Genomic DNA, 22,718 nt, shown 5'->3' on the forward strand with positions numbered 1-22,718 from the left:
GGTCGGTCACTTACTTATGTAAGCTCCCGCTTGCCGCAACGCGAAATCCTTTGGATAAAACCCGTTTTTCCGGGCGCCCCGAGCCTTGTAGAGAGTGGGGGTATTTTTATGGGTATTGCTGGTGGGCGGGCGATATATTTTTACCGCCTCATCCCGTGTCTGCCGGATGGCGCTGACGCTTATCCGGCCTACAAAATCACAACGGATTTATTCGTTACCTTTTCTTCACCGGACGCTGCCAGCCCTGTTTATGGACCTGCGGCACGCGGCTTAATACCAGTTCATTATCGGCGACATCGCGCGTCACGGTGGTGCCTGCGGCAATGGTGGCGCCCTTCCCTACGCTTACCGGCGCCACCAGCTGGGTGTCGGACCCGACAAACACGTCGTCGCCAATCAGGGTTTTGAACTTGTTAGCGCCGTCGTAGTTACAGGTAATGGTGCCAGCGCCGATATTGACGTTGTCGCCAATTTCCGCGTCGCCAAGATAGCTCAGGTGGCCCGCTTTCGAGCCTTTACCCAGCCGCGCTTTTTTCATTTCAACGAAGTTACCCACGTGCGCCCCTGCAAGCAGCTCCGCCCCCGGACGCAGACGGGCGAACGGGCCGATGGTGCAGGCCGCTTCCAGATGCGCATCTTCCACCACGCTGTACGGGCTGATTTCACAGTCGTCGCCGATGACGCTGTTTTTAATCACGCAGCCAGCGCCAATTTTGACGCGGTTGCCAAGCGTAACGTTGCCTTCGATGATAACGTTAGTATCAATTTCCACATCCCGCCCGTGGGTGAGGGCGCCGCGCAGATCAAAACGCGAAGGATCGCGCAGCATCACGCCTGCCAGCAGCAGTTTTTCCGCCTGTTCGGACTGATAAACGCGCTCCAGACGGGAAAGCTGCAGGCGGTTATTCACGCCGTCCGTTTCGCTGATGCGAGCCGGGTGCACAGCCGCGATTTCACGACCTTCCTGATGCGCCATCGCGATAATATCGGTGATGTAATATTCGCCCTGCGCGTTGTTATTGGTCAGCTTCGCCAGCCAGCGCTTCATGTCCGCGCCGTTGGCAATCAGGATACCTGTGTTGATCTCCTGAATCAGACGCTGCTCATCGCTGGCGTCTTTATGTTCAACAATGCCGGTGACCTTACCGTTTTCGCGCGTGATCCGCCCGTAGCCGGCTGGATCATCCAGCACCACGGTTAACAGGCCAATGCCGCCCTGTGGTCTGGCATCGCGCAGGCGCTGGAGTGTTTCCACAGAGATCAGCGGTACGTCGCCATAGAGCATTAAAATGTCTTCGTCATCGCCAAAGAAGGGCGCAGCCTGCTGCATCGCATGACCGGTTCCCAGCTGTTCCGCCTGAAGCACCCAGTTAAGGTTGTCGTTTTTGAGGGTACTTTTAAGCAGCTCGCCACCGTGGCCGTAGACCAGGTGAATCTGAGAGGCGCCTAATTCATTCGCCGCATCAATGACATGCTGAACCATCGCCTTACCGGCAAGGGTGTGCAGCACTTTGGGAAGATCGGAATACATACGCGTACCCTTGCCAGCGGCAAGGATCACGACGCTCATAGCTTTGTTCAACATACGCGTCCTGACTGTAATTTGAGAACGAATTTATACCGTTTCACTTTGAAAATACTACATTTTTTTCAGCGTGAAATGGGGAGAAGATAAAACGCTCAATACCGGGGTTCCCCCAGCGGCGATAGCGTCATTTTCGACCATTAGCACGGCTTTTGTCTTGCGAAAAGTCGCGCTATACCCTGATTAAAGCGTTAGGCCGATGTTTTTGCTATTTTTTTGAGTCTTGAAGTAAGATGCCGCATGGGCCATAAATCACAGGCGAAAAAAAACCAGCCTTATATCAGGCTGGTTTATATGCTTTCAAGCCGGTGTTACATCGCTTTTTTGGTCAACTCGATAACGCGCAGTTTAGCGATCGCTTTGGCCAGTTCCGCAGACGCCTGAGCGTAATCCACGTCACCATGGGAGCTCTTAATATGCTCCTCAGCCTTACGCTTCGCTTCCAGGGCTCGCGCTTCGTCGAGATCCTGTCCGCGAATCGCGGTATCAGCCAGAACGGTCACGCTGCCAGGCTGCACTTCGAGAATGCCGCCGGACAGATAGATAAACTCTTCATGACCGTGCTGTTTAACGATGCGAATCATACCAGGCTTAATGGCGGTGAGCAGCGGCGCGTGTCCCGGGTAAATACCCAGTTCACCTTCACTACCCGTTACCTGGATTTTCTCGACCAGACCAGAGAACATTTGTTGCTCTGCGCTGACGACGTCCAGGTGGTAAGTCATTGCCATATCACCCTCCGATTAAGGCGTTAAAGTTTTTTGGCTTTTTCCACGGCTTCGTCGATGGAACCGACCATATAGAACGCCTGCTCCGGCAGGTGATCGTATTCGCCTTCCATGATGCCTTTAAAGCCACGGATGGTGTCTTTCAGCGCAACGTATTTACCCGGAGAACCGGTAAAGACTTCCGCTACGAAGAACGGCTGGGACAGGAAGCGCTGAATCTTACGCGCGCGTGCTACCACCAGTTTGTCTTCTTCAGACAGTTCATCCATACCGAGGATGGCGATGATGTCTTTCAGTTCCTGGTAACGCTGCAGGATAGACTGTACGCCACGCGCGGTGTCGTAGTGTTCCTGACCTACCACCAGCGGGTCCAGCTGACGGCTGGTGGAGTCCAGCGGGTCAACGGCCGGGTAGATACCCAGAGAGGCGATCTGACGGCTCAGTACCACGGTAGCGTCAAGGTGCGCAAAGGTGGTTGCCGGAGACGGGTCAGTCAGGTCATCCGCCGGTACGTATACCGCCTGTACGGAGGTGATAGAACCGGTTTTGGTGGAGGTAATACGTTCCTGCAGAACGCCCATCTCCTCCGCCAGGGTCGGCTGATAACCTACCGAGGAAGGCATACGACCCAGCAGTGCGGATACTTCCGTACCGGCCAGGGTGTAACGGTAGATGTTGTCGACGAACAGCAGAACGTCACGACCTTCGTCACGGAATTTTTCCGCCATGGTCAGACCGGTCAGCGCCACGCGCAGACGGTTTCCCGGCGGCTCGTTCATCTGGCCGTATACCAGGGATACTTTGTCGATAACGTTGGAGTCGGTCATTTCGTGGTAGAAGTCGTTACCCTCACGAGTACGTTCACCCACGCCCGCAAACACGGAGTAACCGGAGTGCTCGATCGCGATGTTACGGATCAGCTCCATCATGTTTACGGTTTTACCTACGCCTGCACCACCGAACAGACCGACTTTACCGCCCTTGGCGAACGGACACATCAGGTCGATAACTTTGATGCCGGTTTCCAGCAGTTCCTGAGAGTTAGACAACTCTTCATAGGACGGCGCGTCGCGGTGGATAGCCCAGCGTTCTTCTTCACCGATGTCGCCTTTCATGTCTACTGGTTCGCCCAGTACGTTCATGATACGACCCAGCGTTGCTTTACCTACCGGGACTTCGATCGGGTGTTCGAGGTCTTTCACTTCCAGACCACGACGCAGACCGTCGGAAGAACCCATAGCGATGGTACGTACGATACCGCCGCCGAGCTGCTGCTGCACTTCCAGCACCAGACGCTCATTACCATTCTGTACCTCAAGGGCGTCGTACACGCGCGGTACGGCATCCTGAGGGAACTCGACGTCAACTACGGCGCCGATTACCTGGACAATTTTTCCAGTAGCCATCTTGAATCCTCTACGAAATAACCTGGTTAAACCGCGGCGGCCCCCGAGACGATCTCGGTGAGTTCCTGAGTAATGCTGGCCTGACGAGCTTTGTTGTATACCAACTGCAGCTCTTTAATCAGGCTGCCGCCATTGTCGGTCGCGGCTTTCATCGCCACCATACGGGCGGCCTGCTCGCTGGCCAGGTTTTCTACCACGCCCTGATAAACCTGAGATTCCACATAACGACGCAGGAGGGTATCCAGCAGCGCTTTCGGGTCTGGTTCGTACAGGTAATCCCAGGCTTTGCGTTTCAGTTCATCATCTTCTGAAGCCGGTAACGGCAGCAGCTGAGTGATGGTCGGAACCTGAGACATGGTGTTAATAAATTTGTTGCTGACAATGTAAAGCTTGTCCAGACGGCCTTCGTCATAGGCCTGCAACATCACTTTCACCGGACCGATCAGTTCGGACAGGGAAGGGTTATCCCCCATGCCCGTTACCTGAGCGACAACGTTGCCGCCAACGGAATTAAAGAAAGACACGCCTTTAGAGCCGATCATTGCGAGGTCGCACTGAACGCCTTTATCGGACCATGCTTTCATATCCGCCAGCAGTTTTTTGAACAGGTTAATGTTCAAGCCGCCGCACAGACCACGGTCAGTCGACACCACCAGGTAGCCCACGCGCTTAACGTCGCGTTCTTCCAGATAGGGGTGCTTATATTCCAGATTACCGTTTGCAAGGTGACCAATCACTTTGCGCATGGTATCTGCATAAGGACGGCTGGCCGCCATGCGATCCTGCGATTTACGCATTTTGGAAGCGGCGACCATCTCCATCGCTTTAGTGATCTTTTGCGTGTTCTGGACGCTTGCGATCTTACTACGTATCTCTTTTGCGCCGGCCATGAGCTTCTCCTCAATGCCTTGCGGCCCGCCTTAAGGCAGGCCACCAGACGTTACCAGGACTGGGTTGCTTTGAAGGAATCGAGGATGCCTTTCAGCTTGCCTTCGATTTCGTCGTTATAGCCACCGGACTGGTTGATCTCTTGCATCAACGGAGCGTGATCACGGTCGACGTAAGCCAGCAGAGCGGCTTCGAAGCTACCGATTTTCGCCAGTTCTACATCCGCCAGATAACCACGCTCTGCCGCGAACAGAACCAGAGACTGCTGCGCAACGGACATCGGCGCATACTGTTTCTGTTTCAGCAGTTCGGTCACTTTCTGACCGTGGTCAAGCTGTTTACGGGTTGCATCGTCAAGATCGGAAGCGAACTGGGAGAACGCCGCCAGTTCACGATACTGCGCCAGCGCGGTACGGATACCGCCGGACAGTTTCTTCATGATCTTGGTCTGCGCTGCGCCACCTACACGGGATACGGAGATACCCGGGTTAACCGCAGGACGAATACCGGCGTTGAACAGGTTGGTTTCCAGGAAGATCTGACCATCGGTAATGGAAATAACGTTGGTCGGAACGAACGCGGAAACGTCGCCAGCCTGCGTTTCGATAATCGGCAGCGCGGTCAGAGAACCGGTTTTCCCTTTCACTTCACCTTTAGTGAAGGCTTCAACGTATTCGGCGTTAACACGCGCAGCACGCTCCAGCAGACGGGAGTGGAGGTAGAATACGTCACCCGGGAATGCTTCACGTCCAGGCGGACGACGGAGCAGCAGGGAGATCTGACGATAGGCCACAGCCTGTTTAGACAGGTCATCATAAATGATCAGCGCATCTTCGCCGCGGTCGCGGAAGTATTCGCCCATTGCGCAACCGGCATACGGCGCCAGGTATTGCAGCGCGGCAGATTCAGACGCGGTAGCCACCACAACGATGGTGTTCGCCAGCGCGCCGTGCTCTTCCAGTTTACGCACCACGTTAGAGATGGTGGACGCTTTCTGACCGATAGCGACGTACACGCACTTAATGCCGGAATCGCGCTGGTTGATGATGGCGTCGATAGCCAGAGCGGTTTTACCTGTCTGACGGTCGCCGATGATCAGTTCACGCTGACCACGACCGATTGGGATCATGGCGTCAACGGATTTATAACCGGTCTGTACCGGCTGATCGACGGACTGACGTTCGATAACGCCCGGCGCGATAGCTTCAACAGCCGAGAAGCCGTCGTGCTCAACCGGACCTTTACCGTCGATTGGCGCGCCCAGGGTGTTAACCACACGGCCCAGCAGGCCGCGGCCAACCGGAACTTCCAGGATACGACCCGTACATTTCACCTTCATACCTTCGGCGAGGTCAGCGTACGGACCCATTACCACCGCACCCACAGAGTCGCGCTCCAGGTTCAGTGCGATAGCGTAACGGTTACCCGGCAGGGAGATCATTTCACCCTGCATACAATCGGCGAGGCCGTGAATACGGATAACACCGTCACTTACAGAAACAATAGTACCTTCGTTGTGAGCTTCACTCACAACATTGAACTGAGCAATGCGCTGCTTGATCAGTTCGCTGATTTCGGTGGAATTCAGTTGCATGCTCCAGTCCCCTTAAGACTGCAAGACGTCTGCAAGGCGCTCAAGACGGCCGCGTACGCTGCCATCAATGACCATATCACCCGCACGGATGATAACGCCTGCCATTACAGACTTATCGATTTTGCAATTCAGCTTAACTTTGCGTGACAGACGTTTTTCCATCGCAGCGCTAATCTTCGCAAGCTGTTCTTCACTCAGTGCGGTCGCGGAAGTGACTTCTACCTCAGAGATAGACTCACTTGCGGCACGCAGGTGAATGAACTGCTCAAGAACATCCGGGAGCGCGTTCAGACGGTTATTCTCAGCCATTACCCGAATCAGGTTCTGACCGTTTTCGTCCAGCTGCTCACCGCATACTGCGATAAACGACCCGGCGAGCGTTTCCGGCGCCAGCGCGCCAGAGAGAAGCTCTGCCATTTGTTCGTTCTTCGTTACCTCGGCGGCAAACGCCAGCATGTCCTGCCAGCGCTCTACACTTTGGTGTTCGACGGCAAAGTCAAAAGCTGCTTTGGCGTAGGGGCGAGCTACCGTAACAAATTCAGACATCAGCCCCTCCCTCCTTACAGTTCAGCGACAAGTTTATCCACGATGTCGCTGTTAGCAGCTTCATCCACGGAACGTTCGATGATCTTCTCGGCGCCAGCAACAGCCAGGATAGCAACTTGCTTACGCAGCTCTTCACGGGCACGTTTACGCTCGGCTTCAATTTCCGCCTGCGCCTGGGCCACGATTTTAGTACGTTCCTGCTCTGCTTCAGTTTTGGCTTCGTCCAGGATCTGGGCACGGCGTTTGTTCGCCTGCTCGATGATTACCTGAGCTTCCGCCTTCGCTTTTTTCAGCTGGTCGGTCGCGCTGGCCTTTGCAAGGTCAAGATCCTTGTGTGCTCGTTCTGCAGAAGCAAGACCGTCAGCAATTTCTTTTTGACGCTTCTCAATGGCAGCCATTAACGGCGGCCATACGTACTTCATGCAGAACAGAACGAACAGGACAAACGCGATGGCCTGGCCGAGGATTGTTGCGTTAAGATTCACAGCACAATGCCTCTATTTAGTTAACGTTCTGATATTGCTCTTAATTCAAGCAACGCTTACTACGCGACAGCGAACATCACGTACAGACCCAGACCTACAGCGATCATCGGGATAGCATCCACCAGACCCATAACGATAAAGAACTGAGTACGCAGCAGAGGAATCAGATCAGGTTGACGCGCTGCGCCTTCCAGGAATTTACCCCCGAGGATGCCGATACCGATCGCAGCACCGATTGCCGCCAGACCCATCATCACAGCGGCAGCCATGTACAGCAGATCCATATTCAGGTTTTCCATGACAGTCTCCAGTTTGTTTCAGTTAAAACGTAGTAGTGTTGGTAAATTAATGCTCTTCAGACGCCATCGACAGATAGACAATCGTCAGAACCATGAAGATGAAGGCTTGCAGCGTAATAATCAGGATGTGGAAAATGGCCCACGGCACATTCAGAATCCACTGTGACCACCACGGCAACAGACCAGCAATCAGAATGAAAATCAGCTCACCGGCATACATGTTGCCGAACAGTCGCAGACCGAGAGAAACCGGTTTGGACAGCAGACTTACCCCTTCAAGGATTAAGTTGACAGGGATGAATGCCCAGTGATTGAACGGCTGCAGCGTCAACTCTTTCGTGAAGCCGCCGATGCCTTTCATTTTGATGCTGTAGAACAGAATGAGGATAAATACGCCCAGCGCCATAGACAGGGTGATGTTCACGTCAGCAGACGGAACCACGCGCAGTGCCGGCAGACCGATCCAGTGCTCCGCGATGTACGGCAGCAGGTCGATAGGCAGTAAGTCCATCAGGTTCATCAGGAACACCCAGACGAAGATCGTCAGGGCCAGCGGCGCAATCAGCTTGCTTTTGCCATGGTACATGTCTTTCACGCTACCATTTACAAAGCCGATCACCAGCTCAATCGCGGTCTGAAATTTACCTGGTACGCCGCTGGTCGCCTTTTTGGCTACGCTACGGAACATAAGCAGGAACAACAGACCCAGCACCACCGAGAAGAACATGGAGTCAATATTGAGCGTCCAGAAGGTGGCTGGGGGGTTATGCGGATCCACCAGCGAGAATGTACGCAGGTCCAGCTGAAGGTTGTTCAGGTGGTGCCCTATGTAATCCTGCGGCGTCATATTTTCTGAAGCCATGATGCCTTTTACCCTTTGTTGTTAATTACAGCCGGCGCCAGTATCTGAACCACCAGCACCAAAACCCACGTAACGATCAGCGGCAAAAAAACCGCCTTCAAAACCGCCAACGCCACCACCAGCAAAACGAGCATCGCCAACACCTTCAGGGCCTCGCCGAAGGCGAACGTCCAGGCCACCCGGCCCCTGACAGGCGTATGCGCCTGGTGACGCCAGGCAAATATCATAAACAACACATTAGGCAGAAAGACTGCCATACCTCCGCAGATTGCGGAAGTGCCCCAGAAGGGGTCTTTGAGGCTGAACAGCAATCCACTTGCCACTACCGCCAGAAACTGAATGAACAGAAGCTTACGAGCAACGTTTCGACTCACGAGCGACACAGACATCACGTTTTTCACTCCTGCTCCCATCGAGGTATGCCGCGTGTCGTATAAAACGTTCTTTAAGGCTTAGAGTCAAGCATCAAAAAGCGGTCAAATTATACGGTGCGCCCCCGTGATTTCAAACAATAAGTAGCCAAAAGGTGAATAAATGTTTAAATATTTTTCTCCAGCCCACATTTATTACTTTTCGCCAAACTGTGAACGATCGTGCAAAACGGCAAATACCGCATAAACACTGGCTACAAAGCGTGCTTCAGATCACACATTAAGCATATTCGCGCCGACGTTGTTTTATGACTTGGCAAATGTCGCCATTTCAACTTTCTGATATTTAAGCCGAAAATTAATCACTGTTTTAAAAACGGCTGCTTACACTTCAAAAACCAGCTATTGACATTTTTAATAAAAACTTAACATCAACGATTGCTTTGCTCGCTGCATTTTTAGCAGGCTGATATTTTCATGAATGACTAATCCATCGCTTTACAAAAAAAGCCACGTTGCTTCGTTGATAACAGCCAGTGATCATGACGTTAAATGTAACGAGGTTAAACGACCAGAACGCCTCAATGTGTTAACAAGCGAAAATGCGATTTTTCTCTAACTTTTTTGATAAAAATTAAATTTTGTTTGGCTTAATCACTACCAGATGACGCTCGCCTTCCAGCTGCGGCACCTGCAATTTGAACACCGCCCCGACGCTAAACTGCGGGGGTAACGCGGCAATCTCATCCTCAGGCAACTGACCTTTCAGCGCATAAAAACAGCCGTTCTCGCCGGGCAGATGATGACACCAGTTCACCATATCGTTGAGCGAGGCGAATGCCCGGCTGATCACGCCGTCGAACGGCGGTTCGGCTGGAAACGCTTCAACGCGGCTCTGTACCGGCGTAATGTTTTTAAGCGCAAGCTCATGCTGGACCTGACGTAAAAAGCGGACCCGCTTACCCAGGCTGTCGAGCAGGGTAAAATGCGATTCCGGACGGACGATAGAGAGTGGAATCCCGGGCAGCCCCGGTCCGGTACCGACGTCAATAAAGCGCTCGCCGTGTAAATGCGGCGCCACAACAATGCTGTCCAGGATATGACGCACCAGCATTTCGTCAGGGTCGCGCACCGAGGTCAGGTTGTAGGCTTTGTTCCATTTGTGCAGCATATCGACATAGGCAATCAGCTGATTTTTCTGGTGATCGGTAAGCGAAATGCCGGCATCAGCCAGCAGACGAGAGAGTTTATTGAGCACGGTGGTTACCTGTCGTTGTCCTTGCCGGCGGGCGGCTTCGCCTTATCCGCCCCGGAAATTTGCCGGGCGGGCGAAGCTCTTCGCCAGAACTGTTTGCAGGCCCGGTAAGCGTCGCGTCACCGGGCGGATTTCAAAACGTTATGCGCTGCGGCGCAGCATTCCCTGTTTTTTCAGCCATACCAGCAGAATAGAGATCGCCGCAGGCGTCACCCCAGAGATACGCGAAGCCTGGCCGATAGAAACCGGTTTATGATCGTTGAGCTTGGCGATCACTTCGTTCGACAGTCCGGAAACCTGGCGGTAGTCCAGCGTTGCCGGCAACAGCGTATTCTCGTTGCGCTGTTGTTTTTCGATCTCATCCTGCTGACGGGCGATATAACCTTCGTACTTCACCTGAATTTCGACCTGTTCAGCGGCCTGAGCGTCGGCAAGCGCAGGCGCAAACGGCGACAGCGCGGTGAGCTGCGCATAGGTCATTTCCGGGCGACGCAGCAGATCTTCACCGCTGGCTTCACGGGAAAGCGGCGCGGTAAGGTGAGCGTTGACTTCCACCGCAGTTTCCGCCGTCGGCGTAATCCACGTCGATTTCAGCCGCTGGCGTTCGCGTTCGATATTCTCCAGCTTCTCGTTGAAACGCGCCCAGCGCTCATCATCCACCAGCCCCAGCTCACGCCCCATTTCAGTCAGACGCAGATCGGCGTTATCTTCACGCAGCATCAGGCGATATTCGGCGCGGGAGGTAAACATGCGGTACGGCTCTTTGGTGCCCAGCGTACAGAGATCGTCCACCAGCACGCCGAGATAGGCCTGGGAGCGCGCGGGCGCCCAACCCTCTTTGTCCGCAGACAGGCGTGCGGCATTCAGACCGGCAAGCAGACCCTGCGCGGCCGCCTCTTCGTATCCTGTGGTGCCGTTAATTTGTCCGGCAAAGAACAGGCCGTGGATAAATTTGCTTTCCAGCGTCGGTTTCAGGTCGCGCGGATCGAAGAAGTCATACTCAATGGCATAGCCCGGACGCACGATTTTCGCGTTTTCCATGCCCTGCATTGAGCGGACGATCTGCATCTGCACGTCAAACGGCAGACTGGTGGAGATGCCGTTCGGGTAGATTTCGTTGGAAGTCAGCCCTTCCGGCTCGAGGAAGATCTGATGCTGGTTACGATCGGCAAAGCGCATCACTTTGTCTTCGATCGACGGGCAGTAACGCGGGCCGATCCCTTCGATCACCCCGGCGTACATCGGGCTGCGATCGAGGTTATTACGGATCACGTCATGGGTTTTCTCGTTCGTGTAGGTGATATAGCACGGCACCTGCTGCGGGTGCTGCGCCGCATTACCCATAAACGAGAAAACCGGCATCGGGTTGTCGCCATGCTGCTGAGCCAGCACGCTGAAATCGATAGTGCGCGCGTCAATACGCGGCGGCGTACCGGTTTTGAGGCGGCTTACGCGCAGCGGTAGTTCACGCAAACGGCGGGAGAGAGGAATGGAGGGCGGATCGCCGGCGCGGCCGCCGCTGTAGTTATCCAGACCAATATGAATTTTGCCGTCAAGGAAGGTCCCGACGGTAAGCACAACGGCTTTCGCGCGGAACTTTAGCCCCATCTGAGTGACGGCGCCCACGACACGATCGTTCTCGACAATCAGATCTTCCACCGCCTGCTGGAAGATCATCAGGTTCGGCTGATTTTCCAGCGCGGTACGGACCGCCTGGCGATACAGCACGCGATCCGCCTGGGCGCGGGTGGCGCGAACAGCTGGACCTTTGCTGGCGTTTAGTATCCTGAACTGGATCCCCGCCTGGTCGATCGCCTTCGCCATCAGTCCGCCGAGCGCATCCACTTCTTTTACCAGATGTCCCTTCCCAATACCGCCAATCGCCGGGTTGCAGCTCATCTGCCCCAGCGTATCGATATTGTGTGTCAAAAGCAGGGTTTGTTGACCCATACGCGCTGCGGCCATCGCGGCCTCAGTGCCTGCATGACCCCCGCCAATGATGATGACGTCAAAAGGATCCGGATAAAACATGGTTATTGCCTCGCATAACGCGGTATGAAAATGGATTGAAGCCCGGGCGGTGGATTCTACTCAACTTTAGTCGATGGAGAAAGACCCGGGATCCTGGGTATTAAAAAGAAGATCTTTTTATTTAGAGATCTGTTCTATTGTGATCTCTTATTAGGATCGCGACAGGGTGTGGATAAGCCGGATCCTGCTAATAAGATCAATACATTGGTAAGGATCATTAGCTGTGAATGATCGGTGATCCTGCTCCGTATAAGCTGGGATCAGAATGCGGGGTTATGCACAACTCAAAAACTGAACAACGGTTATTCTTTGGATAACTACCGGTTGATCCAAGCTTCTTACCAGAGTTATCCACACTCGATCGCACGATCTTTACACTTATTTGAGTAAATTAATCCACGATCCCAGCCAGGCTTCCGCCGGATCTTCCGGAATATCGTGTTCAAGGATGTTGATCTTAAGCGTTTCGCCGATCTGTTTCGCGCCTGCACGCTTCAGTTCCGCTTCTATCTTTTCGATCGCGCCGCAGAAGGTGTCATATTCACGGCTGCCGATGCCAATCGCACCAAACCGGACCTGTGACAGATCGGGCTTCTGCGCCTGAAGCTCTTCATAGAAAGGAAGCAGATTGTCCGGTATGTCCCCCGCGCCGTGGGTGGAACTGATCACCAGCCAGATCCCGGAGGGAGATAGCTCTTCTGACAGCGGACCGTGCAGGGTTTCGGTTGAAAAACCGGCCTCTTCCAGCTTCTCAGCCAGATGTTCCGCCACGTATTCCGCACCGCCGAGGGTGCTGCCGCTGATAAGAGTAATATCTGCCATTGATCGCTCGCTCATATAAAGAGGCGGCTATTGTACGCTGTGAGCGAGCTGGGATCTACCTGTGGAAAAATGTGGGATTAAAAAAGCCGACTATGGCTTGATGGTACGCATAATCGGGTTCTGCAGGACGATCAATGTCTCGGTGGACTGAATTTCATCAATTGTTTGGATCTTGTTGATAAGTACGTGCTGGAGCGCGTCGATCGACTTACACATTACCTTTATAAAGATGCTGTAGTGGCCGGTGGTGTAATAGGCCTCGGTCACTTCAGCAAGACTTTCCAGCCTGGCCAGCGCGGAAGGGTAATCTTTGGCGCTTTTCAGGATGATGCCGATAAAGCAGCCAACGTCATAGCCCAGCTGCTTGGGGCTGACATCGATGCGGGCGCCGGTGATGATCCCCGCCTGCTTCATCTTTTCTACCCGCACGTGAATCGTCCCGGGGCTGACGCCAAACTGTTTCGCCAGTTCGGCATAGGCGGTGCGGGCATTTTCCATTAAGGCGTCGAGAATGCCGCGGTCCAGATTGTCGATCTGATAATTTTCCATAGGTTTTTCTTATGAAGATTAATGATTCACACTATTTTAGCGGTAAATTTTAGAGAATTAAAACTGATGCAGGCTTTTTATTTGTTGAATATTGAATTGTGCCCGCATTTTGTTGCTTAATCATAGGCAACAGGACGCAGGAGTAATTACAATGAAAACCGCTTATATCGCCAAACAACGTCAAATTAGCTTCGTGAAATCGCACTTCTCTCGTCAGCTTGAGGAGCGTCTGGGTCTGATTGAAGTTCAGGCGCCGATTCTGAGCCGGGTAGGCGATGGCACGCAGGATAACTTGTCTGGCTGTGAAAAAGCGGTGCAGGTAAAAGTGAAAGCGCTGCCTGACGCCCAGTTCGAAGTGGTGCATTCACTGGCGAAGTGGAAACGTCAGACTCTGGGTCAGCATGACTTCAGCGCGGGTGAAGGGCTGTACACGCACATGAAAGCCCTGCGTCCGGATGAAGACCGGCTTTCTCCATTACACTCGGTCTACGTTGACCAGTGGGACTGGGAGCGCGTGATGGGCGACGGCGAACGTCATTTTTCCACCCTGAAAAGCACGGTAGAGGCTATCTGGGCGGGAATTAAGGCGACTGAAGCCGCGGTCAGCAAAGAGTTTGGTCTGGCGCCGTTCCTGCCGGATGAGATCCACTTTGTTCACAGTCAGGATCTGTTGACGCGTTTTCCGCATCTGGATGCTAAAGGCCGCGAGCGCGCCATTGCGAAAGAGCTGGGCGCGGTATTCCTGATTGGTATCGGCGGTAAGCTCAGCGACGGACACCGTCATGACGTTCGCGCCCCGGATTATGATGACTGGAGCTCCGCCTCTGAACTGGGCTATGCCGGGCTGAACGGCGATATTCTGGTGTGGAACCCGGTACTGGAAGACGCTTTCGAGATCTCCTCAATGGGTATCCGCGTTGATGCTGAGGCGCTGAAACGTCAGCTTCAGCTCACCGGTGATGAAGACCGTCTGAGCCTGGAATGGCACCAGGCGCTGCTGCGCGGTGAAATGCCGCAGACCATCGGCGGCGGTATCGGCCAGTCCCGCCTGACCATGCTGCTGCTGCAACTGCCGCACATCGGACAGGTGCAGTGCGGCGTGTGGCCTGCGCAGGTGCGTGAAAACGTTCCGTCTCTGCTGTAATTTTCTTATCGCCGCCAGCGTCGCAGCAGGCGGCTTCGCATCCCGGTATCAAAGCGCCAGATATGATCGAAAATGCGCATGATGCCGGGTTTGCCGTGTGCCGACATCGCTACCGCATGAAAACGGTGCTGATGGGCGCGCTGTAGCTCGCTGACCTTACTGACCACATCGTCGGGCAAACGCTGGGCGATAAAATCTGAAATAACCACCGCATCGGCATCAAACCACTCCCGTCCCTGCATCCGTTCGATAATGGCGCGAAAACAGCTGGCGATATCCGTACCGCCGCGAAAACGCTGACTTAAAAAGCGAATCGCCTGCTCAAGACCTTCCGGTCCGGTAAGCTCGTAGCGCACCACCTCGCTGGAAAACAGCATAATAAAGCAGCGACGGTTATCGGCGAGGGCGATGCGCATCAACGCCAGGCAAAAAGCCTTTGCGCACTGTTCGTTGAAGCCGCCCATCGAACCGGAGGTGTCCACGCAGACGATAAACGGTCCGCGCGGCTGTTCGTCGAAATCCTGATGCGTCACCGGACGTTCGGTGACTTTTTCACGCCACGCTTCGCCGTGCAGACGGTAAGTGAGCAGCTGTTTTTCCACCAGTCGGCGATAGAATTCATATTCCAGCTCGCTAATGCCGAGGGTCGCCAGTTCGGGCGGCAACAGGCGCAGAATGTCGTCGCTTTGCTGAATGCCGTCGACCTGCTCGGGCACCGTTGCCGGTTCGCGCACCAGCGTGCGGAAGGTTTCCATCGGCGCGTCTTTGCGTGGAACGGACCTGGCTTCCCGCGAACGTCCCAGCTGTTCCGCCAGCTGTTTCAACTCAGGCTGCTCTGCGAGAAAATCGCCATATTTGACGATCAGCTGATAATCACCGCGTCTGAGCTGCCCGGCGCTCATATCCCACAGGCGGCCCGCGGCGTTGTCATTTTCCGCCAGTACCGGATCGAGCTGTCCGCTGAGGGTCATTCTTTCCTGGACTTCGCTGAGCAACTGTTCGCGCTCTTCTTCAAGCAATTGCTGGTTGAGCGTGGTCGCCTGCACCACCAGGCTTAAACGCCAGCGCTGGAGAAAAAGGGTATGCAGCGCGGGCGTTATCACCGCGTTGCTGTCCACCAGCTGCTGCGCCTGCGCGGCATAAGGCGAATGCAGACGGTGCAGCAGGGCGAGGATCTGCGGGAGCTGGACAATAAACTGCGCGCCAGAGAGTAGCTGGCTCTGCTGATAGCACAACACCTCTTCGGTGAGTTCCGGCGGTACGCGCGCATCTTTCAGCCGACTGCGTAAGGCTTCGCGCCAGCGGGGGAGATCGTCGGTAATCGCCGCTTTCAGGCGCGGGAATTTTTCAAAAAACACCGCCAGCTGCGGCGAGGCCAGCAGCGCGAGGATCATCTCTTCGATCATCCCCTCTTCGCTGACGGCTAACATCACATTCAGCGTATCCAGCGTCAGCATTGTTTCGCCTGACGGATCTGCTCGCCAACGTCCTGTAAGCTCGCTTCAATACGTCCCAGCCAGTCGCTGTGGATAAACAGGCATTTTTGCTGCTCGCTGAAGCGGGTATGCTGCTGATGCCAGTCGTTTTCCAGTTCATCGAGCTGCTGTTTTATCTCGCCCGGCATGGCTTCTTCAGATGCGCCGGGAAGCGCCAGGCGGGTGCCTTGTAAGCTGACGTCGCGCACCACCAGGTGCTGGGCGCTGTCGACTTCCATATTCAGCGTCTGGGCAAAACCGATCCCGTTGAGTTTGCCGCGGATCTCGCCGCCTTTCGCCAGCCACTGCGCCAGCGCGCTGCGATCGAAGGTGATATGAATGACTTCCATATCATGAAGCCGCAACGGTTTTTGCAGCAGCAGCGTTACCGTGGAGGTCGTGATTTCTGGCGGTAAATCATAATGCGGTCGACGGCTGAACATGCCGCCCTGACGAGTTACCGTCAGGGCGGTTTTATCGCTTTGCTGCTGCTGGAGCTGGATGCGCCGCTGGACGATGCCGCCGAGGCGCGTCAGCATCGCCTGCTGCTGCCAGGCGTGTCCGGTCATCAATATTTCCAGCTGCTGTTGCATCAGGTTCAGGCTCTGGGCGTCGTGCCACAGGCAATCTTTCAGCAGGATGAGATCGACAGGCGCTACCGCTTCGCGGCCGCTAAAGAAGGCGCTGGCCTGTAACAGACGAATGGCTTTTTTCCAGCGCCGGTCGGAAACATAGGGGGCGTTGGGCAAATTTTCCAGCTGCTGGCGCAGGGTAAAAATCAGTTCAAATACGTGATCGGGCAGCAATATCGCGCCAATGTCCTTCTGCCACTGGACATATTCGTCATCGCTGACCTGTAGCGAGGCGGCGACGGGGAGTTCATTTTCATCCTGCTGGCTGGTGAGCATCGCGCGGAAATTCGCCTTATCCTGAACCTTATCCAGCCACAGGCGGATAAGCATACGGTCGTACAGCGCCTCCAGACTGCTGTCCGCTTCCGGCAGTTCGTTGGATGCCGCCACCAGCAGACGCATCGGGATTTTTACTTCATGCGCCCCGTTTCGAAAGTGGCGCTCATTGATGGCGGTCAGCAGGGTATTCAGGATGGCCGGACCTGCCTTCCAGATCTCATCAAGAAAGACTATTTCGGCTTCCGGAAGATAGCCGGTGGTTAAACGCTCATAACGCCCTTCGTCTTTCAGCGCCTGAATCGAAAGCGGGCCGAATACCTCCTCCGGCGTGGAAAAACGGGTCATTAAATATTCGAAAGCGCGCGCATTCCGGAAAGCATATTTCAGGCGGCGGGCGATCAGGCTTTTAGCTATCCCTGGCGGGCCCAGTAAGAAAACGCTCTCGCCGCTCAGGGCCGCCAGCAGGCATAAACGAATGGCATGGCTGCGCTCGAATAACCCCTTTTCCAGCGCGCTGCTCAGGCGCGAAATTCTTTCCGCTATTAAATGTGGGTGAGCCATAATAGAGTGGCATCCTTCGTGAAATGGACAGCGTTATCAGCGAGTATAGACGTAACGTATCAGAGGCTGAACTGGTTTGGCAGGCGGTTTCTTTTTCTTTGAGCCAGGTTAATCTGGTCTTATTTAGGGGTACGATTTTGCGATTAATCGTGCATACTGTGCGCTTTTTTGTGGGCCAGGGGACCAGGTACACATTTCTTTATATATGAAAGACTAGTCTATGAGCACTCATAATAAGCAATCATTGTCTGCGATTACCCTCGCGGCGATCGGGGTTGTCTACGGTGATATTGGCACCAGCCCACTCTATACTCTTCGTGAATGTTTGTCCGGTCAGTTTGGCTTTGGCGTTGAACGCGATGCTGTTTTTGGCTTTCTGTCGCTGATTTTCTGGCTGCTGATCCTGGTGGTTTCCATCAAGTACCTGACCTTCGTCATGCGGGCGGATAACGCCGGTGAGGGGGGCATTTTGACGCTGATGTCGCTGGCCGGGCGGAATACCTCCGCGCGTACAACCTCCATGCTGGTGATTATGGGGCTGATTGGCGGCAGCTTCTTTTATGGCGAGGTGGTGATCACCCCGGCGATTTCGGTCATGTCGGCGATAGAGGGTCTGGAGATCGTCGCGCCGCAGCTGGATACCTGGATTGTTCCGCTGTCGATTGTCGTTCTGACGCTGCTGTTTATGATTCAGAAGCACGGTACGGGGATGGTGGGCAAGCTGTTTGCGCCGATCATGCTGACCTGGTTTCTGGTGCTGGCGGTGCTGGGCGTGCGCAGCATTATTGGCAACCCGGAAGTTCTCCACGCCTTAAACCCGATGTGGGCGATACATTTCTTCCTCGAATATAAAACCGTTTCGTTTATTGCGCTTGGCGCGGTGGTGCTCTCGATCACCGGCGTTGAAGCGCTGTATGCCGATATGGGGCACTTCGGTAAGTTCCCGATCCGTCTGGCATGGTTCTCTGTCGTGCTGCCGTCGCTGGTGCTGAACTACTTTGGTCAGGGGGCGCTGCTGTTAAAGCAACCGGAAGCGATCAAAAACCCGTTCTTCCTGCTGGCGCCTGACTGGGCGCTGATTCCGCTGCTGATCCTCGCCGCGCTGGCGACGGTTATCGCTTCGCAGGCGGTCATCTCCGGCGTCTTTTCGCTGACCCGTCAGGCGGTTCGCCTGGGGTATCTGTCGCCGATGCGTATTATTCACACCTCCGAAATGGAGTCCGGGCAGATCTATATTCCGTTCGTCAACTGGATGCTCTATATCGCCGTGGTGATTGTTATCGTCAGCTTCGAGCACTCCAGCAACCTGGCGGCGGCGTATGGGATTGCCGTCACCGGTACGATGGTGCTGACCACCATTCTTTCCACTACCGTGGCGCGTAAAAACTGGCACTGGAATAAGTACTTCGTGGCGCTGATTCTGGTGGCTTTCCTGTGCATCGATGTTCCGTTGTTTTCCGCCAACCTCGACAAGCTGTTGTCCGGCGGCTGGCTACCGCTGTCGCTGGGTCTGCTAATGTTCACCATCATGACCACTTGGAAAAGCGAGCGCTTCCGTCTGCTGCGCCGTATGCATGAGCACGGTAATTCGCTGGAAGCGATGATCGCCTCGCTGGAAAAATCACCGCCGGTGCGGGTGCCGGGCACCGCCGTGTATATGTCCCGCGCGCTGAACGTCATTCCGTTTGCCCTGATGCACAACCTGAAGCATAACAAGGTGCTGCATGAGCGGGTGATCCTGCTGACTTTGCGGACGGAAGATGCGCCCTATGTGCACAACGTTCGCCGCGTGCAGATTGAACAACTCTCGCCGACCTTCTGGCGCGTTGTCGCCAGCTACGGCTGGCGGGAAACGCCGAATGTGGAAGAGGTATTCCATCGCTGCGGTCTGGAAGGACTGAGCTGCCGGATGATGGAGACGTCTTTCTTTATGTCGCATGAGTCGTTAATTATCGGCAAGCGCCCGTGGTATCTGCGCCTGCGCGGCAAGCTGTATCTTATTCTCCAGCGTAACGCGCTGCGCGCGCCGGACCAGTTTGAGATCCCGCCTAACCGCGTCATCGAGTTGGGTACTCAGGTCGAGATTTAACCTTTCAACATGCCGGGTGGCGCTACGCTTACCCGGCCTACCACACCCGTAGGCCCGCGCAAGCGAAGCGCCGCCGGGCACCTTCTTCAGTCTCCATTTCATTTAGCGAAACGTTTCGACGACGATCACAAATCTGCTACGTCATGGTGGTTTTCTGAGCGCTCTTAAGATTAAACTGACGCCAGCGAAACGTTTCGCTGGTGGAGCAGAAAAATGAAGAAAGGCGCAGTACTCAACTCTGAGATCTCATCGGTCATCTCCCGTCTGGGGCATACCGATACGCTGGTGGTGTGTGACGCAGGGCTTCCCATCCCCAACGGCACAGCGCGTATTGATATGGCGTTAACCCAGGGCGTACCGTCGTTCATGCAGGTACTGGAGGTGGTGACGCGTGAAATGCAGGTCGAGGCGGCCATTCTTGCGGCGGAAATAAAACAACATAATCCGCAACTCCACGAAACGTTGCTCAGCTTTATTGAGCAACTGCAACAACGCCAGGGAAATACCATAGACATTCGTTACACCACGCACGAACAATTTAAGCAACAGACCGCAGACAGTCAGGCGGTAATTCGCAGCGGGGAGTGTTCCCCGTATGCGAATATCATTCTCTGTGCCGGCGTCACCTTCTGAGGCCATCATGGACGCATTACTGCAACTCAAAGGCATCGATAAGTCGTTCCCCGGCGTGAAGGCGCTCTCCGGCGCCGCGCTCAACGTTTATGCAGGCCGCGTGATGGCGCTGGTGGGTGAAAACGGCGCCGGTAAATCCACCATGATGAAAGTGCTGACCGGCATCTATACCCGCGATGCCGGGTCGCTGTTGTGGCTGGGAAAAGAGACTACCTTTAACGGACCAAAATCATCTCAGGAAGCCGGGATCGGCATCATCCACCAGGAACTGAACCTGATCCCGCAGCTCACCATTGCGGAAAATATCTTCCTTGGCCGCGAGTTTGTGAACCGCTTTGGCAAAATCGACTGGAAAAAAATGTATGCCGAAGCGGACCTGCTGTTAGCGAAGCTCAACCTGCGCTTTAAGAGCGACCGCCTGCTGGGCGATCTGTCGATAGGCGATCAGCAGATGGTGGAAATCGCCAAGGTGCTGAGCTTCGAATCAAAAGTCATCATTATGGATGAGCCGACCGACGCGCTTACCGATACTGAAACCGAATCCCTGTTCCGCGTCATTCGCGAACTGAAATCGCAGGGGCGCGGCATTGTCTATATCTCTCACCGCATGAAAGAGATTTTCGAGATCTGCGACGATGTGACCGTCTTCCGTGACGGGCAGTTTATTGCCGAACGTGAAGTCGCCTCGCTGACCGAAGATTCACTGATTGAAATGATGGTGGGGCGTAAGCTGGAAGATCAATATCCACGGCTGGATAAAGCGCCAGGCGAGGTTCGTCTGAAGGTCGATAACCTGTGCGGACCGGGCGTTAATCATGTCTCCTTTACGTTGCGTAAAGGGGAGATCCTCGGCGTTTCCGGCCTGATGGGCGCCGGGCGAACCGAACTGATGAAAGTGCTGTATGGCGCCCTGCCGCGCACCAGCGGCCACGTGACCCTCGACGGACGCGAGGTGGTCACCCGTTCGCCGCAGGACGGCCTGGCGAACGGAATTGTTTATATCTCCGAAGACCGCAAGCGCGACGGCTTAGTGCTTGGTATGTCGGTAAAAGAGAATATGTCGCTGACCGCCCTGCGCTATTTCAGCCGTGCCGGTGGTGGACTAAGACATAAAGATGAACAGCAGGCGGTGAGCGATTTTATCCGCTTGTTCAATGTGAAAACGCCGTCGATGGAACAGGCGATTGGCCTGCTTTCCGGCGGTAATCAGCAGAAAGTGGCGATTGCCCGCGGTCTGATGACCCGTCCTGAAGTGCTGATCCTTGATGAGCCGACGCGCGGCGTGGACGTCGGGGCGAAAAAAGAAATTTATCAGCTTATCAACCAGTTTAAGGCCGACGGCCTGAGCATCATTCTGGTCTCTTCTGAGATGCCAGAAGTATTAGGCATGAGCGATCGCATTATCGTCATGCATGAAGGGCATCTCGGCGGTGAGTTCACTCGCGAGCAGGCCACCCAGGAAGTTCTGATGGCTGCCGCTGTCGGCAAGCTTAATCGCGTGAATCAGGAGTAAAAAAGATGACTACCCAGGCTGTTTCTGGTCGCCGTTATTTCACCAAAGCGTGGCTGATGGAGCAGAAGTCGCTTATCGCCCTGCTGGTGCTGATCGCGATTGTTTCGACGTTGAGTCCTAACTTTTTTACCGTCAATAACCTGTTCAATATTCTTCAACAGACATCGGTGAACGCCATCATGGCGGTCGGAATGACGCTGGTTATTCTGACTTCGGGGATCGATCTGTCCGTCGGTTCCCTGCTGGCGCTCACCGGTGCGGTTGCCGCTTCAATTGTCGGAATTGAAGTTAACGCGCTGGTGGCGGTGGCAGCCGCGCTGGCGCTGGGCGCCGCGGTGGGAGCGGTGACAGGGGTTATCGTGGCGAAAGGACGGGTGCAGGCGTTTATCGCCACGCTGGTGATGATGCTGTTGCTGCGCGGCGTGACGATGGTCTACACCAACGGCAGCCCGATAAACACCGGCTTTACTGATAATGCCGATCTGTTTGGCTGGTTTGGTATTGGCCGACCGCTGGGCGTGCCAACGCCGGTGTGGATTATGGGCATTGTCTTCCTGGCGGCGTGGTACATGCTGCACCATACCCGCCTGGGCCGCTATATTTATGCTCTGGGCGGCAACGAAGCGGCAACCCGTCTGTCCGGCATCAGCGTCAGTAAAATCAAAGTCATTGTTTATTCACTCTGCGGTTTGCTGGCGTCGCTGGCGGGCATTATTGAGGTGGCGCGTCTTTCCTCCGCGCAGCCCACTGCCGGGACCGGTTATGAACTGGATGCCATCGCGGCCGTCGTGCTTGGCGGCACCAGCCTGGCGGGCGGTAAGGGACGTATTGTCGGGACCTTGATCGGCGCATTAATTCTTGGTTTCCTGAATAATGGATTGAATTTGTTAGGTGTATCCTCCTATTACCAGATGATCGTCAAAGCGGTGGTGATATTGCTGGCGGTACTGGTAGACAACAAAAAACAGTAA

Annotated in this window: 21 protein-coding genes; 5 read left to right on the forward strand and 16 right to left on the reverse strand. The window is 54.7% G+C overall.

All coding sequences use genetic code 11. The annotated features are described in order from the left end of the window. Positions 1 to 214 precede the first annotated feature (214 nt). The 14 genes from glmU to asnC all read right to left on the reverse strand — a co-directional run bounded on the left by glmU (position 215) and on the right by asnC (position 13,421). A complete protein-coding gene (gene glmU / locus K7R23_RS06380; protein ID WP_012907981.1) occupies positions 215 to 1,585 on the reverse strand; it encodes a bifunctional UDP-N-acetylglucosamine diphosphorylase/glucosamine-1-phosphate N-acetyltransferase GlmU in 1,371 nt (456 codons plus the stop codon). 311 nt (positions 1,586 to 1,896) lie between these two features. After that, positions 1,897 to 2,316, reverse strand: coding sequence for a F0F1 ATP synthase subunit epsilon (locus K7R23_RS06385; RefSeq protein WP_001251971.1), 420 nt, complete (start codon positions 2,314 to 2,316; stop codon positions 1,897 to 1,899). A 20-nt stretch (positions 2,317 to 2,336) separates the two neighbouring features. After that, positions 2,337 to 3,719: a F0F1 ATP synthase subunit beta gene (atpD, locus tag K7R23_RS06390; protein ID WP_012907980.1), complete on the reverse strand. Its 1,383-nt coding sequence runs from the start codon at positions 3,717 to 3,719 to the stop codon at positions 2,337 to 2,339. A 26-nt stretch (positions 3,720 to 3,745) separates the two neighbouring features. Next, positions 3,746 to 4,609 (reverse strand): F0F1 ATP synthase subunit gamma, encoded by an 864-nt coding sequence (gene atpG, locus K7R23_RS06395; protein ID WP_012907979.1) that lies wholly within the window; start codon positions 4,607 to 4,609, stop codon positions 3,746 to 3,748. Positions 4,610 to 4,659: 50 nt separating this feature from the next. After that, a complete protein-coding gene (gene atpA, locus K7R23_RS06400; protein ID WP_012907978.1) occupies positions 4,660 to 6,201 on the reverse strand; it encodes a F0F1 ATP synthase subunit alpha in 1,542 nt (513 codons plus the stop codon). Between the two features lie 12 nt (positions 6,202 to 6,213). Continuing rightward, positions 6,214 to 6,747 (reverse strand): F0F1 ATP synthase subunit delta, encoded by a 534-nt coding sequence (gene atpH / locus K7R23_RS06405; protein ID WP_012907977.1) that lies wholly within the window; start codon positions 6,745 to 6,747, stop codon positions 6,214 to 6,216. 14 nt (positions 6,748 to 6,761) lie between these two features. Continuing rightward, positions 6,762 to 7,232: a F0F1 ATP synthase subunit B gene (atpF, locus tag K7R23_RS06410; RefSeq protein ID WP_003023796.1), complete on the reverse strand. Its 471-nt coding sequence runs from the start codon at positions 7,230 to 7,232 to the stop codon at positions 6,762 to 6,764. A gap of 59 nt (positions 7,233 to 7,291) precedes the next feature. Next, on the reverse strand, positions 7,292 to 7,531 hold the full coding sequence (gene atpE / locus K7R23_RS06415; RefSeq protein WP_000429386.1) for a F0F1 ATP synthase subunit C: 240 nt from the start codon (positions 7,529 to 7,531) through the stop codon (positions 7,292 to 7,294). 46 nt (positions 7,532 to 7,577) lie between these two features. Then, on the reverse strand, positions 7,578 to 8,393 hold the full coding sequence (gene atpB, locus K7R23_RS06420; RefSeq protein WP_012907976.1) for a F0F1 ATP synthase subunit A: 816 nt from the start codon (positions 8,391 to 8,393) through the stop codon (positions 7,578 to 7,580). Positions 8,394 to 8,401: 8 nt separating this feature from the next. Then, the gene (gene atpI / locus K7R23_RS06425; RefSeq protein ID WP_024132988.1) at positions 8,402 to 8,782 is read right to left on the reverse strand and encodes a F0F1 ATP synthase subunit I; all 381 of its coding nucleotides are present in this window, start codon (positions 8,780 to 8,782) and stop codon (positions 8,402 to 8,404) included. A gap of 616 nt (positions 8,783 to 9,398) precedes the next feature. Further along, the gene (rsmG, locus tag K7R23_RS06430) at positions 9,399 to 10,022 is read right to left on the reverse strand and encodes a 16S rRNA (guanine(527)-N(7))-methyltransferase RsmG (protein ID WP_012907974.1); all 624 of its coding nucleotides are present in this window, start codon (positions 10,020 to 10,022) and stop codon (positions 9,399 to 9,401) included. A gap of 138 nt (positions 10,023 to 10,160) precedes the next feature. Continuing rightward, the gene (gene mnmG / locus K7R23_RS06435) at positions 10,161 to 12,050 is read right to left on the reverse strand and encodes a tRNA uridine-5-carboxymethylaminomethyl(34) synthesis enzyme MnmG (protein WP_012907973.1); all 1,890 of its coding nucleotides are present in this window, start codon (positions 12,048 to 12,050) and stop codon (positions 10,161 to 10,163) included. Between the two features lie 378 nt (positions 12,051 to 12,428). Then, on the reverse strand, positions 12,429 to 12,872 hold the full coding sequence (mioC, locus tag K7R23_RS06440; protein ID WP_024132987.1) for an FMN-binding protein MioC: 444 nt from the start codon (positions 12,870 to 12,872) through the stop codon (positions 12,429 to 12,431). A gap of 90 nt (positions 12,873 to 12,962) precedes the next feature. Next, positions 12,963 to 13,421, reverse strand: coding sequence for a transcriptional regulator AsnC (gene asnC, locus K7R23_RS06445; RefSeq protein ID WP_012907971.1), 459 nt, complete (start codon positions 13,419 to 13,421; stop codon positions 12,963 to 12,965). A 151-nt stretch (positions 13,422 to 13,572) separates the two neighbouring features. Here asnC and asnA point away from each other — a divergent pair, with 151 nt between their 5' ends. Then, entirely contained in the window at positions 13,573 to 14,565 is a 993-nt protein-coding gene (gene asnA / locus K7R23_RS06450) for an aspartate--ammonia ligase (protein WP_012907970.1), read from the forward strand. Between the two features lie 5 nt (positions 14,566 to 14,570). Here the strand turns inward: asnA and viaA are convergent, their stop codons facing one another. Both viaA and ravA read right to left on the reverse strand, forming a co-directional pair. Then, positions 14,571 to 16,022: an ATPase RavA stimulator ViaA gene (viaA, locus tag K7R23_RS06455; RefSeq protein WP_012907969.1), complete on the reverse strand. Its 1,452-nt coding sequence runs from the start codon at positions 16,020 to 16,022 to the stop codon at positions 14,571 to 14,573. Continuing rightward, a complete protein-coding gene (gene ravA, locus K7R23_RS06460; RefSeq protein ID WP_012907968.1) occupies positions 16,016 to 17,512 on the reverse strand; it encodes an ATPase RavA in 1,497 nt (498 codons plus the stop codon). The genes viaA and ravA overlap by 7 nt, the downstream gene beginning before the upstream one ends. Before the next feature lie 220 nt (positions 17,513 to 17,732). Here ravA and kup point away from each other — a divergent pair, with 220 nt between their 5' ends. The 4 genes from kup (at position 17,733) to rbsC (ending at position 22,718) form a co-directional block, all read left to right on the forward strand. Beyond that, a complete protein-coding gene (gene kup / locus K7R23_RS06465; protein ID WP_012907966.1) occupies positions 17,733 to 19,601 on the forward strand; it encodes a low affinity potassium transporter Kup in 1,869 nt (622 codons plus the stop codon). Between the two features lie 213 nt (positions 19,602 to 19,814). Continuing rightward, positions 19,815 to 20,234 carry a D-ribose pyranase gene (gene rbsD, locus K7R23_RS06470; protein WP_012907965.1) on the forward strand — a complete coding sequence of 140 codons (420 nt, stop codon included), beginning with the start codon at positions 19,815 to 19,817 and terminating at the stop codon, positions 20,232 to 20,234. 7 nt (positions 20,235 to 20,241) lie between these two features. Further along, a complete protein-coding gene (gene rbsA, locus K7R23_RS06475; protein WP_012907964.1) occupies positions 20,242 to 21,747 on the forward strand; it encodes a ribose ABC transporter ATP-binding protein RbsA in 1,506 nt (501 codons plus the stop codon). A 5-nt stretch (positions 21,748 to 21,752) separates the two neighbouring features. Beyond that, the gene (gene rbsC / locus K7R23_RS06480; RefSeq protein ID WP_012907963.1) at positions 21,753 to 22,718 is read left to right on the forward strand and encodes a ribose ABC transporter permease; all 966 of its coding nucleotides are present in this window, start codon (positions 21,753 to 21,755) and stop codon (positions 22,716 to 22,718) included.

The organism is Citrobacter rodentium NBRC 105723 = DSM 16636, from assembly GCF_021278985.1.
Taxonomy (GTDB): Bacteria; Pseudomonadota; Gammaproteobacteria; order Enterobacterales; family Enterobacteriaceae; genus Citrobacter_A; species Citrobacter_A rodentium.